We start from the raw sequence: 16,797 nt of genomic DNA, 5'->3' as shown, positions 1-16,797 counted from the left end.
TTTTTCTTTTTGGTCGGCAGGTAGCTTTTTGACTGTAGTTCAGTCGCTCACGTTGAAATCAGATCTCGAACGTACCCGATGCTACACGGACCGCGTGGCCACCGATGCGGGCGCGGGCGATTTCGTTGTCCTTGATGTCCATGCGCAGATGGATGTGGGAAGGACGTTCCATCTCCACGCCCTGCTCTATCAAGAGCGGATAGTGACCGTCTGTCAGGCCGTCGAAATGATGGATTGCACCGGAAAGGGCGGCGGCGGCGGAACCGGTGGCGGGGTCTTCCGAAATCCCCATTTCCGGGGAAAACATGCGGGCATGGAACTTTGCCGCGTGATTGACGCCGCCGCGACAGTAGATATAGGCCGCCGTAAGGCGCCCCTCCACCAGCGGTGCGGTGCGCAGCCAGAGATTGGCGTCGAAATCCATTTCGCTGATAGCGGCAATATTGTGCAGCGGCACGAGCAGGAACGGCACACCGGCCGTCCAGATCGACGGTACGTGGTTCTCAAAGCCGAGATGGCCTTCGCTCACGCCCAGCGCATCGGCAAGTGCGGCATGATCGAGCGGCAGGGTGACGCGGGACGATTTGCGCGGCAGGTCGAATTCGGCGAAGCTGACCGCACCGGCGCGCATTTTCACCGCACAGCGGACCGGACCCACCTTTTCCTCCAGCACACAGACCATATCGATATCGTCGTCACCTTCATTGCGATTGCGCTCGGCAATAGCGATCGCTGCGCCAACAGTCGGGTGGCCAGCGAAAGGCAACTCGCCCGAAGGCGTGAAGATACGCAGCGAAGCCGCGTGGGCCGGGTTGCCCGAGCGGTTGACGAAAACGGTCTCGGAGAGGTTCATTTCTCTGGCTATCGCCTGCATCGTCACTTGGTCGAGGCCATCCGCGTCATACATGACTGCCAGCGGATTTCCCGCCATTTTGGTCTCGGTAAAGACATCGTAGATATTGTAATTCAGCACCACGCCCGTCTCCTGCCACTCGCCGTTCCGCTTGTTTCGCGCAAGTTGCCTCACGTCGCGCCGCATCGCAACCCTTGTCGAAGGCCGGAAACCAAGAAGCTGTGGACCGCACGCGGGCAAACCCGCTTGCTGTGAACGCCTGTCCGCCGGAAAGGCCTTGTCGCCTGCTGCCGTCTTCATGTACCAAGGATGCGTCTTGTGGCTTGCGATCGACCGTTTTATCGACGTTTGGAGATTGTGAGCTGCTTCAACAGGTTACAGCATCGTCCGCATATCGATTCCGGTATGCGTTGTTGCCGAGGGAAGCGAATGTCGCATTCTAACTGTTCACTATCCTTCGTCGCCTCCGCAACCGAGGAGGCGCAGAGGGCGCTGGAGGAGCTGAAAGGCGCTTACGGCAACACGCCCTTCGACGAGGCGGAAGTGATCGTGGCGCTCGGCGGCGATGGCTTCATGCTGCAAATTCTCAACGAAACGATGAATTCCGGCAAGCGGGTCTATGGCATGAACCGGGGATCGGTCGGCTTTCTGATGAACGACTACCGGGTAGACGGCCTGGTCGAGCGTATTGCGGTGGCGACCGGCAATGATTTTCATCCGCTGCGCATGACGACGACGGATTCCGACGGCGATGAATTTACGGCACTTGCCATGAACGAGGTCAGCCTGTTCCGGCAATCGCATCAGGCCGCCAAGCTACGTGTCGAGGTGGACGGCAAGACGCGGCTTGAAGAGTTGATTTGCGACGGCATGATGGTTGCGACACCGGCAGGATCGACAGCTTATAACTTCTCAGCCCATGGACCGATCCTGCCGTTGGAATCACCGCTTCTGGCGCTCACACCCGTCAGCGCCTTCCGGCCAAGGCGTTGGCGCGGCGCACTTTTGCCCAACAAGGTGACGGTCGATATTCACGTTCTGGAGCGCGACAAGCGTCCGGTGAACGCGGTCGCCGACCATACGGAGGTGAAATCCGTACGGCATGTGCGGATTGCGCAATCGCAGGACAGGACGGCCAGAATTCTCTCGGACCCGGACCGTTCATGGTCAGACCGCGTTCTCGCCGAACAATTCAACAATTGACGCCAACCACTGATGATGGCCATGCCCCTGAAAAAACCTCTTCTTGCCGCCCTGATTTTCGCCGCCACAGCGCTTCCCGTGCGGGCGCAAACGGAGGCCATCGACAACTTGCCGGTATCGGCGATCTTCGTTGTCAGCAGCGGCATGTGGGAAGAGCATAATCTTGAGCCGGTGAAAGGTCCTGACGGCCAGTTGCGGCCGCCGCCAGCGACACCCTCGCGCGGTTATTACAAGGTGGTTGCAATCCGCCAGGGCGATGGCACCGCTAAAGTCTATCTGCAGCGCATCGCCACTAGCGCAAACGGACCGAACCTTCTCGAAAACATCGAGCTGGAAGAGTTCAGCCAGATGAAGTCCTACGTCACGGATATTCGCCCCGAAAGCTCAAACGGTGCATCGGCCTCGCCCGGCCTGTTTGTGACCGTCTATCTGAAAACCGATCCGCAGATCAGGGAAGCGGAAAGCTGGACGATCCTGATCGACGAACTCGGCGAGATGAAGATCGAAAAGGCCTCGAACTGAGGGCGAGAGAACGTCGGTTTGAACGGAATCGTTGGAGGTTCTCTACCTCGTGGATTATACGCAGTTTTACTGGATATTCTCTACGCGTTAAGCTCATGCGGCCCGGCCAGAACCGCACCGAAATGATGTTTCCATAGTCTTGCGCCGAGTTCGCCGCTGCGATCGAGGCTGGAGCCCACCGTCAGCCATGGCAGAAGCGTGGGATGAAGCCCCGCATCGAACAGGGCAAAACCCGCAGCCAGCACGCAGGTATCGGCCTGAATGCCGCAGACCAGCACCCTGTCGAGCTTTAGAGACAGGAGGTGGTCGATAGCCGCCCTTGGCGGAGCGTAGCCATGCTTTATGAAAATCCAGTCCGCCGCAACCAGCGAGCAGTCGTCCCTGCCCGGCTTCCAGCCGAGTTGCCGCTCGAAAGGCGTGACGCTTTCATCATGGCGCTCGACGCTGGCAACGCTTGGCATGGTGGCGGCCAGGGCGGATATTTCCGCCACAAGCGCAGCCGGCGGATTGAAGCTCGGCTGAACGTCGACGATGTAAAGCGCCTGTTTCATGCATCTCCTCCAACGAAAAACCCCTCGCAATGGGTTTGCGAGGGGTGATTTTTTCAAGCGACGCTGTGGCGCGTCAGTCGATATCAGCCACTTCCACGTCTGCGCCACCGCTGATGCGGTGCGCGAGGGCCGCTTCCATGAACTGGTTCAGATCGCCATCCAGCACGTTGCCGGGTGCGGTGCTTTCCACGCCGGTGCGCAGGTCCTTGATCAACTGGTAGGGCTGCAGAACGTAGGAACGGATCTGATGGCCCCAGCCGATATCCGTCTTGGATGCGGCCTGAGCGTTTGCCGCATCTTCCCGCTTTTGCAGTTCCACCTCGTAAAGGCGGGCGCGCAGCATGTCCCACGCCTTGGCGCGGTTCTTGTGCTGGGAACGCTCCTGCTGGCAGGCCACGGCAATACCGGTCGGTATGTGGGTAATACGCACGGCCGAATCGGTGGTGTTGACGTGCTGGCCGCCTGCACCGGACGAACGATAGGTATCGATGCGGCAATCGCTCTCGTTGATGTCGATCTGGATCGAATCATCGACCACTGGGTAAACCCAAACGGAGGAGAACGATGTGTGGCGACGCGCATTGCTGTCATAGGGCGAGATGCGGACGAGGCGGTGTACGCCCGATTCCGTCTTCAGCCAGCCGAAGGCATTGTGGCCCTTGACGAGGATCGTCGCGGACTTGATGCCGGCCTCTTCGCCGTCATGAACTTCCAGCACTTCAACCTTGAAGCCTTCGCGGTCGGCCCAGCGGGTATACATGCGCAGCAGCATGTTGGCCCAGTCCTGGCTTTCCGTACCGCCAGCGCCGGAATGAACTTCGAGATATGTATCGTTGCTATCAGCTTCACCGGAAAGCATGGCTTCCACCTGACGGCGGTTCGCCTCGCTCCTCAGCGCCTTCAGCGCATCTTCGGCGTCCTTGACGATCTCGTCGTCGCCTTCCATCTCGCCGAGTTCGATCAGCTCGACATTGTCCTTGAGCTGCTGCTCAAGCGCCTTCACGCCATTGATGCTGTCATCCAGCTGCTGGCGCTCGCGCATCAATTTCTGCGCTTCGGTGGCATCGTTCCAGAGGGTCGGGTCCTCTGCCTTGTTATTCAACCAGTCCAGTCGTCTTATCGCCTGGTCCCAGTCAAAGATGCCTCCTCAGCAGGCTTATGGCCTGCTTGATTTCGTCGACTACGTTCACAATTTCATTGCGCATTTCGCTGGTTCTTCGCCTTCATTTAAACTGGTAGCTCAAATAAATGCGGGGGGCGCGGATGTAAAGACCCGCGCCCCCCGCCAAACATAAGACTGGTATCAATAAAGACCGCCGCCACCGCCGGTGATGGCCTGCTGGGCCTGTGGCGAGGTCTTCAGAATATCCTCCTGCGACATGCCTTCCGCGCCGATCACCGAGAAGGTATCGGCCGGGCCGGTGCCCGGCTTGAAGGCTTCCATGATCGTATCAGGTTCGCCTTCCGAAGCGGCCATGCCGGTCTTGCGGTTGACGGCGATGAACTTCATGCCTTCAGGCACGATGAACTTGCTCGGTTCCAGGTGCTTGGCCGCATCGGCGATGAACTCGCCGAAGATCGGTGCCGACAGCGAACCACCGGTGCCGCCGCGCCCAAGCGGTGCGGGCGAATCGAAGCCGATATAAAGACCGGCAACCATGTCCGGCGTGTAACCGACGAACCAGGCGTCCTTTTCATCGTTGGTGGTGCCCGTCTTGCCAGCAACCGGCAGATCGACCTTGATCTTGCCCGCCGCCGTGCCGCGCTGCACGACACCTTCAAGCATGGAGGTCGTCTGGTAAGCGGTCATCGGGTCGAGAACCTGCTCGCGGTTATCAACGATGACCGGCTCATCCTGATTTTGCCAGCTGGTGGCGTTGCAGCCCTCGCAGGCACGCTCCTCATGCCGGAAGATCGTCTTGCCGTAACGGTCCTGGATGCGGTCGATCAGCGTCGGCTTGATCTGCTTGCCGCCATTGGCGATCACAGAATAGGCCGAGACCATGCGCATGATGGTTGTTTCGCCCGAACCGAGCGACATTGCGAGAAGCGGCGGCATCTTGTCGTAGATGCCGAAGCGTTCGGCATATTCAGCGACCAGATTCATGCCCATGTCCTGCGCCAGACGCACTGTCATGAGGTTACGGGATTTTTCGATACCGAGACGCAGGGTCGAAGGACCGGCGGAACCCCCGCCGTAATTCTGCGGCTTCCAGACCTGGCCGCCCGAAACAACCTCGATTGGCGCGTCTAGAATGACCGAGGCCGGGGTATAGCCGTTGTCGAGTGCAGCCGCATAGATGAACGGCTTGAAGGAGGAGCCGGGCTGGCGCATCGCCTGCGTGGCACGGTTGAATTCCGACTGCGCGTAGGAGAAGCCGCCGACCATGGCCAGAACGCGGCCAGTGTGCGGATCCATCACCATCATGCCGCCCTGCACCTTCGGGGGCTGGCGCAGACGATATTCGTTGCCGGAACCGGACAGCGGCTGTGCGTAAACGACGTCACCAACAGCCAGAACGCCAACCGGCGACTTAGCCGTCGGCTTTTTGCCTGTGGCATCGCGATAGGCCCAACGCATGTTTTCAGCGGAGATATGGCCGCGTGTGCGCTTGTCGCCATCCTCGGCATCGGGGTCGACCTGCACGCCAATATCGATACCATCGGCAGCAACGGCGAGGACAACTGCGATCTTCCATTCGGGAACGTCGCGAAGGCCCTTTACCTTGGCGAGCGCCGCAGTCCAGTCACCGGTTGTCTCGATCTTTTCGACGGGTCCACGGAAACCGCGACGCTCGTCATATTGCACCAGACCGTCCTGAAGCGCCTTGCGCGCCTCCATCTGGATCTGCGGATCGAAAGAGGTGCGAACCGAAAGGCCGCCTTCAAGAAGCGCCTGCTCGCCGTATTTCTCGACGATCTGGCGGCGGACTTCCTCGGCGAAATAGTCAGACGCGAAGATATGCGCGCCGCCACGGCGCAGATTGACGCCAAGCGGCTGCTTCTTTGCATCCTCGGCATCGCCGACCGTGATGTAGCCGTTCTCGGCCATACGGTCGATCACCCAGTTGCGGCGTTCCAGCGCCGCCTTCTCGCGGCGGATCGGATGGTAGTTGGCCGGGCCCTTCGGCAGCGACGCGAGATAGGCGGTTTCCGCGATCGTCAGTTCGGTGACCGATTTGTTGAAATAGGTGAGTGCCGCACCGGCGATACCGTAAGAATTCAGGCCGAAAAAGATCTCGTTGAGATAAAGCTCGAGGATCTTGTCCTTGGAATAGGTCTGCTCGATGCGGAAGGACAGAAGCGCTTCCTTGAGCTTGCGGTCGAAGGTCTGGTCGTTGGTGAGCAGGAAGTTCTTTGCCACCTGCTGGGTGATTGTGGACGCGCCGACCGGACGACGGCCGGAGCCGATATTCTGGAGGTTGACGAGAACGGCACGGCCGAGACCCCAGATGTCCACACCCGGATGGTTGTAGAAATTCTTGTCTTCCGCCGAAAGGAAGGCTGCCTTCACCCGGTCCGGGATAGCCTGGATCGGCAGGAACAGGCGTTTTTCATGGGCGTATTCCGCCATGAGCGCGCCGTTGCCGGCGTGCACGCGGGTTGTCACCGGCGGCTCATAAGTGCTCAGAACTGCGTAATCCGGCAGGTCCTTCGTCACGCCGTGCAAATAAATTGCACCGGCGGCGGCGGCGCACAGAAAGAGCACGCTGGCCAAGCCGAAAAAATATCCAATCAGTCTGATCATACCAAGCTACCGATAATTCGAATCGTAACCATCAACGCCCGATGATACGGGCGCATCCTTGCATATCGCGTGCCGTTTTGCACACCATACCTTCGATGACAAGCCGGAACGACAGCATTCGCTGATATGTTACCGGGCCGACTGCCGCAATTGCGGTTCCAGCCGCAATGGCGGATCACCACAGAATCCGCTTCCGCAATAACGCGGCGAATGTGAGTAAAATAGGGCTTCGCCAACGTAATCGTCCGCAAGGCCCAAGAATTGAACAGCTTTTCGGCAGCAAGGGGCACGGCGACAACGGGGGCGCCGCCCGCCCGCCCGGCCCTTCAGCCGCCGTTCGCCATGGCCTTGGTGCGGTATCGTCCGACCGCAGTTGCAAGCGTATCGGCGACCTTCTTGCGCCATTCCGCATCAAGAAGGAGTTTTTCATCTTCCGGATTGGAGAGAAAGCCGAGTTCCAGCAACACCGATGGCACGTCATGGGCGCGCAGCACCATGAAACCGGCATAACGATGCGGATTGTTGATGAGGCCGACCTGTCCCTCGAAGGACGATACGATATTTTCTGCCAGCGTCACCGAAAAGGCCTGCGTTTCGCGCCGGGTGAAATCGAGAAGGATATCGGCCACCTCAGGCGGCTCGCTGGAGGCTGCCACACCGGCAATCTGGTCGGACTTGTTTTCGCGCTCGGCCAGCTCCTGCGCCCTGCGGTCTGAGGCGCGGTCTGACAATGTATAGACGGTCGCGCCCCGGATGCCCTTCTGCTTCAGTGTATCGGCGTGCAATGAAATGAACAGGTTGGCATTGTTCTGCCGGGCGATCGTGACCCGTTCGGACAGAGCGAGAAACGTGTCGGAATCACGCGTCAGGAACGCCTTGATGCCGGGCTCCCGGTTCATCCGCTCCACAAGTTCCTTGGCAAAGGTCAGCGTGATGACCTTTTCCTCCGTGCCGGTTACGCCACCGGAAGCGCCGGCATCGATGCCGCCATGACCGGCATCAACAGCGATGACGAAATCCGTTTGCCGCGATGTGTTGTCGTCAGGCGTGATCGCCGCTGTCGAGACCGGCGCCGGCGCGCGCCATTGCTGCTCTTTCACCAGTTCGGCGAATTTGGCCTTGGTGGTGATCTCCGCATCCAGGACGAAACGGAACGATGTGCCGTCCTCGCCCTTCTTGGTTTCAGCAACCGCCACCTGAACCGGCTTTTTTGCCGTCAGCACGATGCGGGCGCTGTCTTGCCCCATGCTACCGAAGCGAATGTCCGAGAAAAGGCCGGTTGGCGCCAGAGCCGATGCGGGGAACGCAAAATTCACCGCCGGAAAGTCCACGACGATGCGGGCGGGCGAATCGAGATAGTGAATGTCGAATTCCGGCTCCTCGGCAAAATCGAGAACGATGCGCGTGCGCGCCTCGTCGCCTATGATGCGTGCCTGATTGGCGATGAGCGGCTCCACGGCCAAGGCCTGTGGAACGCAGGAGACGAATGCGGCGACCGAAAAGACAACCGGCAAAACAAGGGCACCCGCAAGCCGCGCGATTCGCGCGCCAAGCGGCCCTGCCCCATCGAATATCGCTGCGCTGCGCGTGAAATTCATGGTCTTCAAGAAATTCCGTATTTCAGTCATTTTTCATAAATGGTGCGGCAAAGTGCCGGGAACGTCGTAATTTCGGCCACGCCGGACACGTGTTTGTGCGTTTGCGCCCCACAATCGCAGGCGTTGGTGAACCAATTGTTAACCCGGAAATTCCACCAACAATATGGCATATTTAGCCAGCCTATTGCTATTATGACAGAGAAAACATACAACAAGGATGAGGGTTAAAAGTGTTGACGGGATAGATGCCCGCCGGCTGCCAATCGAAAAAGACGCTGGCGCTGCAAAACGGGCAATCATCTGCCGTCGTTACATTTATCCTGAAACTGGATCAATTCCGGCCGTGGCCGGAGACCTACCCGGTGGCAATGCCACCGCTGCTCTGAGGAGAGCAAATTCATCGGACCCCAAGGGGTCTATATATTATTGTCGTTCCGCCTGGCCAATGATGTCGCAGCAGTTTTCATATGAACCGGATACCAGGAGCAGGCCAAGCGCCTCGCCGTCGGTCCGGATGCTGCCTGTTTACAGAGGCCCGGCTGGAGACTTCATTTCCGGCACATCCTTGCACTCATATGAAAGGCTCGTCCGTGTGGCGGGCCTGTTCTCGTATAAAACAAGGCTGCGCCGAGGAGCACAGCTTACATGGCAGACAAAATGCTTATCGACGCCTCCCACGAAGAGGAGACACGCGTAGTCGTTGTCCGTGGGAACCGGATCGAGGAATTCGACTTCGAATCGGAGCACAAGAAACAGATTCGCGGCAATATCTACCTTGCCAAGGTCACGAGGGTTGAGCCCTCCCTTCAGGCGGCATTCGTCGATTACGGTGGAAATCGCCACGGGTTTCTCGCTTTTGCGGAAATCCACCCTGACTATTACCAGATCCCGCTCGCCGACCGTCAGGCACTCCTCAAGGCGGAAGCCGAGGATCATCGCCGCAGCGACGACTTCGAATCGGCTGACGCCCCTGAGCCCGGCGCACCGGCTGTCGATCTGTCGCAGGCGGAGCAGCCGGATGTCGGCATCGTTGCCGTCAGCGAGACGACTGACGCCGTGGTCGTGGACGAAACCGTTGCCGCTGCCGCTGCCGAAGAGGTATCCGAAGACGTGACTGCTGTGGCCGTCGAGGCCGTTGCGGAAGAAGCACCGAAGAAGCGTACCCGCCGCCCCCGCGCCAAGAAGAAGGTCGCGGAAGAAGAAGCCGTTTCCGACACTACTGCTGAGGCCTCTTCCGAAGAAGACGGCAGCACGGGCGGCGAAATGGCTGCCATGGTCGATACAGATACGATTTCCGAGGAAGTCGAGGGTCTTCGCCGTGGCAATGACGATGATGACGACGACGACGATGACGATCATCACGAAAAGGAAGTGATCGAATCCGTCGGCGCCGAAGACGCCATGGAAGAGGTTCCCGATCGCGTTGCCCGCAAGCCGCGCAAGCAGTACCGCATTCAGGAAGTCATCAAGCGCCGCCAGATCCTTCTCGTGCAGGTTGCCAAGGAAGAACGCGGCAACAAGGGTGCCGCACTCACCACCTATCTGTCGCTTGCTGGCCGTTATTCCGTGCTGATGCCGAATACCGCACGCGGCGGTGGCATTTCCCGCAAGATCACCCAGCCGACCGACCGCAAGCGCCTGAAGGAAATCGCGCGCGATCTGGAAGTTCCGCAGGGCATGGGCGTCATTCTGCGTACTGCAGGCGCCAACCGCACCCGCGTCGAGATCAAGCGCGACTTCGAATATCTGATGCGCCTGTGGGAAAACGTCCGCACGCTGACATTGAACTCCACGGCCCCCTGCCTCGTTTACGAGGAAGGCTCGCTCATCAAGCGTTCGATCCGCGATCTCTACAACAAGGATATCAGCGAGATCATCGTTTCGGGCGAAGAAGGCTACCGTGAAGCAAAAGACTTCATGAAGATGCTTATGCCGAGCCACGCCAAGGTGGTTCAGCCTTACCGCGACATCCACCCGATCTTCTCGCGCTCGGGCATCGAAGCCCAGCTCGACCGCATGCTGCAGCCGCAGGTTACGCTGAAATCGGGCGGTTACCTCATCATCAACCAGACGGAAGCTCTGGTTGCCATCGACGTGAACTCCGGTCGTTCGACCCGCGAGCATTCCATCGAAGAAACGGCGCTGACGACCAATCTGGAAGCGGCGGAAGAAGTGGCTCGCCAGCTGCGTCTTCGCGACCTTGCCGGTCTTGTTGTCATCGACTTCATCGACATGGAAGAAAAGCGCAACAACCGCTCCGTCGAGAAGAAGCTCAAGGACTGCCTGAAAAACGACCGGGCGCGCATCCAGGTCGGCCGTATCTCGCATTTCGGCCTTCTGGAAATGTCGCGCCAGCGCATCCGCGCTTCGGTGCTGGAATCGACCACGCAGGTCTGCCAGCATTGCGGCGGCACGGGTCACGTTCGCTCGGAATCCTCCATCGCACTGCACGTGCTGCGCGGCGTTGAGGAATATCTGCTGCGCAACACGACTCACAACATCACCGTGCGCTGCACGCCGGAAACGGCTCTCTATCTGCTCAACCACAAGCGCGGCACGATTGTCGATTATGAAGGCCGCTTCGGTGTGGCGATCATCATTGCGGCCGATGCCGGCGTCGGCGCGCAGCATTTCGCCATCGATCGTGGTGAAGCGGTTGAAAATCCGGTGAAGATCGAAAGCCTTATCCAGATGCTCCCGAGCTTCGTGGAAGAGGAAGACGATTTCGTTGCTGAGGTGGAAGAGGACGAAGAAGAGGAAGAAATCGTCAAGGCGCAGGCCAGCGAGCCGCGCCAGCAACAGCAGCAGGGCGACAATGGTGAAGACGGCAAGCGCAAGCGCAAGCGTCGTCGTCGCCGTCGTGGCAAGGGCGGACAGAACGACCAGAACGGTGCAGTTGATGCGCAGGCTGGCGATGACACCGGCGCTGATGATGCGGACGACGAAGATGGCGTCGAAACCGATGAAGCCGCAGACGACACCGATGAAAACGGTGTGAACGAAGCTGCAAGCTCTGATGAAGAAGGCAAGCGCAAGCGTCGCCGTCGTGGCAAGCGTGGCGGCCGTCGCAACCGTGCTGAAGACGAGGCTCTCGATGCCGCAGGCAATGAGTCCGGCGAAGAAGGCGAAACGGAAGGCGAAGGCGAAGAGGTTTCCGCCGCAGCATCCGTAACCGAAGTGCCTACCGCTGCCGAAGTGGTGGAAGGTGTGGTTGCCGACGTTGTGGAAGCGGAAGCCCCGAAGAAACCGCGCCGCACCCGAAAGGCGAAGGCCAAGACCGAAGACGTACCGCCGGCTGAAGCGGCACCGCAGGCTGAAGTCGCGGCCAAAACCGTTGAAACGGTCGAGCCGGTAATCGTCGAACCCGCAGTCGTTGTGGAAACCGTCGTCGATGTCGCCCTCGACGAAGTGGGTGAAGCCTCGGCCGATCTGGGTTCGGAAGCCGTAGCACCCGCGGCGGAAGAAAAGGTTCGCGCGAACCGGGGCAGCAATGTCTCGAATTCGGAGCCGGTCGTGACCTCGTCGGGCACGCCCGCCAACCCTGACGGCGACGAGCCGAAGCCGCGCAAGGGCGGCTGGTGGCAGCGCAAAGGCTTCTTTTGATAGAAGACACTGAAACGAAAAACGCCCGCAACCATGTTGCGGGCGTTTTGCTTTGTTGGCGGATGTTAGGTTTATCTCATGCCGTAATCGATCCGGCATCCAGCCACGGCGCGTCTGCGCCGTGAAAGAAATCTCTCCCGATCAAGGACTTGACCGCGTTGGCAAAGGACCAAGTCCGGGGTGACGGAAGCCCGATATGCCAATCGTCAAACAGACCGTGTCAGACCACCATCGACGCGGATGTTCTGGCCGGTGATGTAACCCGCACCTTCCGAGGCGAGGAAGGCAACGGTTGCGGCTATCTCCTCGCTCGTTCCGTAACGCTGCATCGGCACAGCCTGGCGGCGCTCTTCCGTGGCTGGCAGGCTATCGATCCAACCGGGCAGAACATTGTTCATGCGCACATTGTCGGCCGCATAGGTATCGGAAAAAATCTTGGTGTAGGAAGCAAGGCCGGCGCGGAACACTGCAGAAGTCGGGAACATGCTGCTCGGCTCGAAAGCCCAGGCAGTCGAGATGTTGACGATCGACCCGGCTTTCTGTTTCACCATGAAAGGAGCCACAATCCGTGTCGGGCGGATGACGTTCATCAGGTAGACATCGAGACCCGTGTGCCATTGCTCATCGGTGATATCGAGGATGGAGGCGCGCGGGCCATGGCCTGCACTGTTCACGAGAACGTCGATACGGCCGAATTTTTCGAGCGTCAGCTCCACCAGTCGATTGAGATCGTCGTTGGACTGGTTGGAGCCGGTGACGCCGATGCCGCCCAGTTCCTTCGCCAGCGCCTCTCCCTTGCCGGAGGACGACAGGATCGCGAGCTTGTAACCATCAGCGCTTAGACGTTTCGCCACGGCCGCGCCCATGCCGCTGCCGCCTGCCGTCACAATCGCCACTTTTTCTGCCGACATCGTTCTTCTCTCCATGTCCAATCGGGCGGACCGCCGCGTGGCAGCCCTTCTCCATCCATAACCCGCTCCATCTATAGCGGGTTTTGGCAGCGAGTTCGAACCAGAAAGCCTTGGACCGGCTTGAAGAAAAACTGATCTGAAGGCCCGTCAACGCCGCACTTGATTATCCGCCGCATGGACCTGTCTGCTGTCGATCGGGGCCTCCTCCCTCTCCTTCAAACCATAGTCCCGCATCACGGTGGCGATACGCAGGCGGTAATTGCAAAAGACGCCGGACCGTCCCAGCGACTGCGCTGCGCGATGCGACGTGGTGTTGCGCCATGCCTTCACCGCCTCCTCATCCCTGAAGAATGACAGCGAAAGCATCTTGTCGGGATTGCCGATGCTCTGAAAGCGTTCGACGGACAGGAATCCGTCGATGGTTTCGAGCTCGGCGCGCAGGCTGGCGGCAATATCGAGATAATGCTGTTTTTCGCCCTCAGCCGGCCAGACCTCGAAGATGACGGCGATCATCGTCCGCCTCCGCCGTGCGGCGCAGATGCCAGCCTCAGGAACAGCCTGTCCTCACGGCGGATGAATTGCTCGCGCCGGGCGAATTCATAGTTTTCCCGCCCTGCCGGGTCGGCGGCAAGTCGCGCCCGGTAGGCTTCGTACGCGGCAAGGTTTCTGATGTTATAGACGCCGTAGGCAATAGTGCTCGATCCCTCTTTCGGTGCGTAATAGCCGATCAGATCGGCGCCGCAGCGCGGTATCGCCTCACCCCAGTTGCGGGCATATTGATCGAAAGAATCGACCTTGAAGGGGTTGATCTCGTAACGGATGAAACAGGTCAGCATCGTCGGTCTCCTCGTGTTCTGACTTCCCTGTCTACGCCATTGCCTCACATCAATGCTTCGGCTATCATCGAACTATGAAAGACGGACCCTTGATCGCAAATGTCGCCGCTCTGATCGGCGACCCCGCACGCGCCAACATATTGACGGCGCTGATGGACGGACGCGCGCTGACGGCAAGCGAGCTTGCCGAAGCCGCCGGCGTGACCCTGCAGACCGCTAGCGGGCATCTGTCAAAACTCTCCGACGCCCAATTGCTGAAAGCGGAAAAACAGGGGCGGCATCGCTATTTCCGGCTTTCCGACGCGGATGTGGCGCAGGTTCTTGAAGCGCTGATGGGACTTGCGCAGCGCACCGGGGCCGTGCGCGTGCGTACCGGACCAAAGGACACCGCGCTTCGCGAGGCGCGCATCTGTTACGATCATCTGGCCGGAGAAAGCGGCGTGGCACTGCTTTCGACTATCACCGCAAAAGGTCTCGTAACGTCAGGCGACGATCCCGCACTTACGGATAGCGGGCGGGGTTTCTTCTCGAGCTTCGGCATTGATCTTTCGCCGCTGGAAAAGGCAAGGCGCCCGGTTTGCCTGCATTGCCTGGACTGGAGCGAACGTCGTCACCACCTCGGCGGCGGGCTCGGCGCATCGCTTCTGAAAGCCATGCAGCAGCGCGACTGGCTGCGGCAAGGAAACGGGCGCGTGCTGACCTTCACCACAAAGGGTGAAAAGGCCTTTGCCAGCACCTTCGGTTGCTCGCCCGCCTGATCCCCGCCAAAGGCGAGAAGAACCCGAGGGCTTATTTCAGCCAACCAGCAATGCGCCCAACGGCCTCGGCAATATCCGACACCGAACCCGCATAGGAAATGCGCAGCGCCCTGTGGCCCTCCTCTGGATCGAAATCCATGCCGGGCGTCGCCGCCACGTCGATTTCCGCCAGCATGCGTTTGGCGAAATCCATGCTGTCATTGGAAAAGCGGCTGGTATCGACATAGGCGTAAAATGCTCCATCCATGGGAGACGCCAGCGGCAGGCCGATTTCCGGAAGGCGAGTCATCAGGAAATCGCGGTTGGTGCGGTAGCTTTCCCGGTAGACGTCCAGTTCCTCCGCCGCCGAAAAGGCTGCGGTTGCCGCCAGCTGGGATAGTTCCGGCGGTGAAATATACAGGCTCTGAGCAAGACATTCGACCGGACGGACGAGGTTTTCCGGCAGGACCATCCAGCCGATGCGCCAGCCGGTCATGCAATAATATTTCGAGAAGGAATTGATGACGACGGCATTGTCGGTGAGTTCGAGCGCGCTCGTTTCCTCGCCGACGAAAGTCAGGCCGTGGTAGATCTCGTCGGAAATGAAGGCGATATCCCGGCTTTCACAATAGTTTGCCAGCCGTTTCAGCGCTTCGCGGCCGGTGACCGTGCCGGTTGGGTTGGCCGGGCTTGCCAGGAGCACGCCCTTCAACTTGCAGCCCGCCCTCGTCTCCGCCCGCTCGAGGCTGGCAGGCGTCAGTGTATAGCCGGTTTCCGCCGTTACCGGCACTTCCACGACATTGAGGCCAAGCGCTTTCAAGATATTTCGATAGGCGGGATAACCGGGCCTTGCGATCGCGACATGATCACCGGCATCGAAAAGGCTGAGGAAGGCGAGGTTGAAAGCGGCAGAAGACCCGGTGGTAACGGCAATGCGCGCCGGATCGACGATAACCTGGTGGCGCAGCCGGTAGTGACCGGCAATCGCTTCGCGCAATTCACGCAGGCCCAGCGCATCGGTATAGCCGATCCGCCCATGCTTCAGCGCCTCCTGCGCGGCCGCCAGAGAGGCTTTCGGTGCGGGATGGGAAGGCTGGCCGACCGCCATGGAAATGACGGGGCGTCCCGCCTGCCGTCGCCGGTTCGCCTCCGCCAGAATATCCATGGCGTGAAAGGGTTCGACTGCGCTCCGCTTCGACATCGTTATCAAGGGCATGCTCTTTCCTGAACCGTATTTCAGAGACTTGCCCCAGAATCACACGCTTCACAATCGTGCGACCATAATGCGGACAACTATTTTTGGCGTATGGCATTTGGCTTAAAGTAAGGTAATTGCATCATAACATTCATGAGGCATTGGCCGCACAGTATGAGGACCGATATGGCGCATCTTCTCCGTTCAACCCTTCTCGCCAGCGTAACGGCCCTTTCCATGGCTTTCGCTTCTCTGCCCGCCCATGCCCTCGATGACAAGCAGAAGAAGGAAATGGGCGAGTTCATCAAGCAATATCTGATCGAGAACCCCGAGATCATGCTTGAAGTTCAGGACGCGCTTGAACGCAAGCAATATGCGACCCGCAACGCCAAGGCGGCGGAAGCCGTGGCCGACAACCAGAAGACCATCTTCGAATCGAAATACGATCTGGCGCTCGGCAATCCGGACGGCGACGTCACGCTGGTCGAGTTCTTCGATTACAATTGCGGTTATTGCAAACGCGCCATGGGCGACATGGACAATATTCTGAAGACGGACAAGAAAGTACGCGTCGTGCTCAAGGAATTCCCGATCCTCGGGCCGGAATCGGTCGCCGCGCATCGGGTCTCCAACGCCGTCAAGCTGCTTGCGCCTGCCAAATATCCCGAATTCCAGCGCGCCTTGCTTGGCGGCCGCGGACGGGCGAATGAAGACAGCGCCATGGAAGTCGCGACGTCGCTCGGTCTCAAGGAAGCCGACATCCGCAAATCGATGGCAGAAAACCCCAACGACGCGCAGGTGCAGGAAACCTACAAGCTCGCCAACAGCCTCGGCATAACAGGAACACCATCCTATATCGTCGGCAACGAGGCTGTTTTCGGCGCTGTTGGTGCGGACCCGTTGAAAGAAAAAATCGCCAATATGCGCAGTTGCGGAAAAGCCACCTGCTCCTGATTCCGCAAAAAGCCGCTGCATTCCCTGTGGATGCCGGGCCTGCCGGCTGTTTACGGCTTTCGGGGGCTTTTCCTTGAAGGCTGCGC

Annotated in this window: 14 protein-coding genes; 5 read left to right on the top strand and 9 right to left on the bottom strand. The window is 59.4% G+C overall.

Annotated elements, in window-relative coordinates:
• Positions 1–58: 58 nt before the first annotated feature.
• A complete protein-coding gene (locus F617_RS0112780; protein ID WP_025593313.1) occupies positions 59–976 on the bottom strand; it encodes a PhzF family phenazine biosynthesis protein in 918 nt (305 codons plus the stop codon).
• Between the two features lie 306 nt (positions 977–1,282).
• Here F617_RS0112780 and F617_RS0112775 point away from each other — a divergent pair, with 306 nt between their 5' ends.
• Positions 1,283–2,056 carry an NAD kinase gene (locus tag F617_RS0112775; RefSeq protein WP_003512774.1) on the top strand — a complete coding sequence of 258 codons (774 nt, stop codon included), beginning with the start codon at positions 1,283–1,285 and terminating at the stop codon, positions 2,054–2,056.
• A 21-nt stretch (positions 2,057–2,077) separates the two neighbouring features.
• Positions 2,078–2,578, top strand: a complete 501-nt coding sequence (locus F617_RS0112770; protein ID WP_026330822.1) for a hypothetical protein — start codon at positions 2,078–2,080, stop codon at positions 2,576–2,578.
• Positions 2,579–2,658: 80 nt separating this feature from the next.
• On the opposite strand, the gene F617_RS0112765 is transcribed toward F617_RS0112770, so the two are convergent.
• From F617_RS0112765 to F617_RS0112750, 4 genes are all read right to left on the bottom strand, one after another.
• Positions 2,659–3,129 (bottom strand): cysteine hydrolase family protein, encoded by a 471-nt coding sequence (locus tag F617_RS0112765; RefSeq protein WP_013635994.1) that lies wholly within the window; start codon positions 3,127–3,129, stop codon positions 2,659–2,661.
• 73 nt (positions 3,130–3,202) lie between these two features.
• Positions 3,203–4,334, bottom strand: a protein-coding gene (gene prfB, locus F617_RS0112760; RefSeq protein WP_097102382.1) for a peptide chain release factor 2 whose coding sequence is annotated in 2 segments (ribosomal slippage) — positions 3,203–4,264 and positions 4,266–4,334 — 1,131 coding nt in all. Because the reading frame shifts where the segments join, the coding sequence is not laid out codon by codon here.
• Positions 4,335–4,432: 98 nt separating this feature from the next.
• The gene (locus F617_RS0112755) at positions 4,433–6,877 is read right to left on the bottom strand and encodes a penicillin-binding protein 1A (protein WP_003512768.1); all 2,445 of its coding nucleotides are present in this window, start codon (positions 6,875–6,877) and stop codon (positions 4,433–4,435) included.
• Positions 6,878–7,203: 326 nt separating this feature from the next.
• The gene (locus tag F617_RS0112750; RefSeq protein ID WP_026330820.1) at positions 7,204–8,475 is read right to left on the bottom strand and encodes an N-acetylmuramoyl-L-alanine amidase; all 1,272 of its coding nucleotides are present in this window, start codon (positions 8,473–8,475) and stop codon (positions 7,204–7,206) included.
• A gap of 645 nt (positions 8,476–9,120) precedes the next feature.
• Here F617_RS0112750 and F617_RS0112740 point away from each other — a divergent pair.
• Positions 9,121–12,078, top strand: a complete 2,958-nt coding sequence (locus tag F617_RS0112740; protein WP_019565507.1) for a ribonuclease E/G — start codon at positions 9,121–9,123, stop codon at positions 12,076–12,078.
• Positions 12,079–12,284: 206 nt separating this feature from the next.
• Here F617_RS0112740 and F617_RS0112735 read toward each other — a convergent pair whose 3' ends face one another.
• From F617_RS0112735 to F617_RS0112725, 3 genes are all read right to left on the bottom strand, one after another.
• The gene (locus F617_RS0112735) at positions 12,285–12,989 is read right to left on the bottom strand and encodes an SDR family oxidoreductase (RefSeq protein WP_019565506.1); all 705 of its coding nucleotides are present in this window, start codon (positions 12,987–12,989) and stop codon (positions 12,285–12,287) included.
• A 147-nt stretch (positions 12,990–13,136) separates the two neighbouring features.
• Positions 13,137–13,502 (bottom strand): antibiotic biosynthesis monooxygenase, encoded by a 366-nt coding sequence (locus F617_RS0112730; RefSeq protein WP_019565505.1) that lies wholly within the window; start codon positions 13,500–13,502, stop codon positions 13,137–13,139.
• Positions 13,499–13,825, bottom strand: a complete 327-nt coding sequence (locus F617_RS0112725; protein WP_019565504.1) for an NIPSNAP family protein — start codon at positions 13,823–13,825, stop codon at positions 13,499–13,501. Before F617_RS0112725 ends, F617_RS0112730 begins: the two co-directional genes overlap by 4 nt.
• A 74-nt stretch (positions 13,826–13,899) precedes the next feature.
• Between F617_RS0112725 and F617_RS0112720 the strand changes: the two genes are divergently transcribed.
• The gene (locus tag F617_RS0112720) at positions 13,900–14,583 is read left to right on the top strand and encodes a helix-turn-helix transcriptional regulator (protein ID WP_025593299.1); all 684 of its coding nucleotides are present in this window, start codon (positions 13,900–13,902) and stop codon (positions 14,581–14,583) included.
• A 31-nt stretch (positions 14,584–14,614) separates the two neighbouring features.
• On the opposite strand, the gene F617_RS0112715 is transcribed toward F617_RS0112720, so the two are convergent.
• Entirely contained in the window at positions 14,615–15,772 is a 1,158-nt protein-coding gene (locus F617_RS0112715; protein WP_025593298.1) for a pyridoxal phosphate-dependent aminotransferase, read from the bottom strand.
• A 171-nt stretch (positions 15,773–15,943) separates the two neighbouring features.
• Here F617_RS0112715 and F617_RS0112710 point away from each other — a divergent pair, with 171 nt between their 5' ends.
• Complete coding sequence (locus F617_RS0112710) at positions 15,944–16,711, top strand: DsbA family protein (RefSeq protein ID WP_003512760.1); 768 nt, start codon at positions 15,944–15,946, stop codon at positions 16,709–16,711.
• Positions 16,712–16,797: the final 86 nt, after the last annotated feature.

Source organism: Agrobacterium sp. 10MFCol1.1 (assembly GCF_000381165.1).
GTDB classification, from domain to species: domain Bacteria; phylum Pseudomonadota; class Alphaproteobacteria; order Rhizobiales; family Rhizobiaceae; genus Agrobacterium; species Agrobacterium tumefaciens.
Note: the sequence above shows the minus strand (reverse complement) of the source record. Positions and strands in the feature narration are given on the sequence as shown.

What these genes read in the sequence shown, in the direction of transcription:
- F617_RS0112770 (WP_026330822.1), top strand. Translation starts at nt 2,078, where the DNA reads ATGCCCCTGAAAAAACCTCTTCTTGCCGCCCTGATTTTCGCCGCCACA.
- F617_RS0112775 (WP_003512774.1), top strand. Translation starts at nt 1,283, where the DNA reads ATGTCGCATTCTAACTGTTCACTATCCTTCGTCGCCTCCGCAACCGAG.
- F617_RS0112755 (WP_003512768.1), bottom strand. Translation starts at nt 6,877, where the DNA reads ATGATCAGACTGATTGGATATTTTTTCGGCTTGGCCAGCGTGCTCTTT.
- F617_RS0112750 (WP_026330820.1), bottom strand. Translation starts at nt 8,475, where the DNA reads ATGAATTTCACGCGCAGCGCAGCGATATTCGATGGGGCAGGGCCGCTT.
- F617_RS0112720 (WP_025593299.1), top strand. Translation starts at nt 13,900, where the DNA reads ATGAAAGACGGACCCTTGATCGCAAATGTCGCCGCTCTGATCGGCGAC.
- F617_RS0112730 (WP_019565505.1), bottom strand. Translation starts at nt 13,502, where the DNA reads ATGATCGCCGTCATCTTCGAGGTCTGGCCGGCTGAGGGCGAAAAACAG.
- F617_RS0112735 (WP_019565506.1), bottom strand. Translation starts at nt 12,989, where the DNA reads ATGTCGGCAGAAAAAGTGGCGATTGTGACGGCAGGCGGCAGCGGCATG.
- F617_RS0112765 (WP_013635994.1), bottom strand. Translation starts at nt 3,129, where the DNA reads ATGAAACAGGCGCTTTACATCGTCGACGTTCAGCCGAGCTTCAATCCG.
- F617_RS0112725 (WP_019565504.1), bottom strand. Translation starts at nt 13,825, where the DNA reads ATGCTGACCTGTTTCATCCGTTACGAGATCAACCCCTTCAAGGTCGAT.
- F617_RS0112710 (WP_003512760.1), top strand. Translation starts at nt 15,944, where the DNA reads ATGGCGCATCTTCTCCGTTCAACCCTTCTCGCCAGCGTAACGGCCCTT.
- F617_RS0112740 (WP_019565507.1), top strand. Translation starts at nt 9,121, where the DNA reads ATGGCAGACAAAATGCTTATCGACGCCTCCCACGAAGAGGAGACACGC.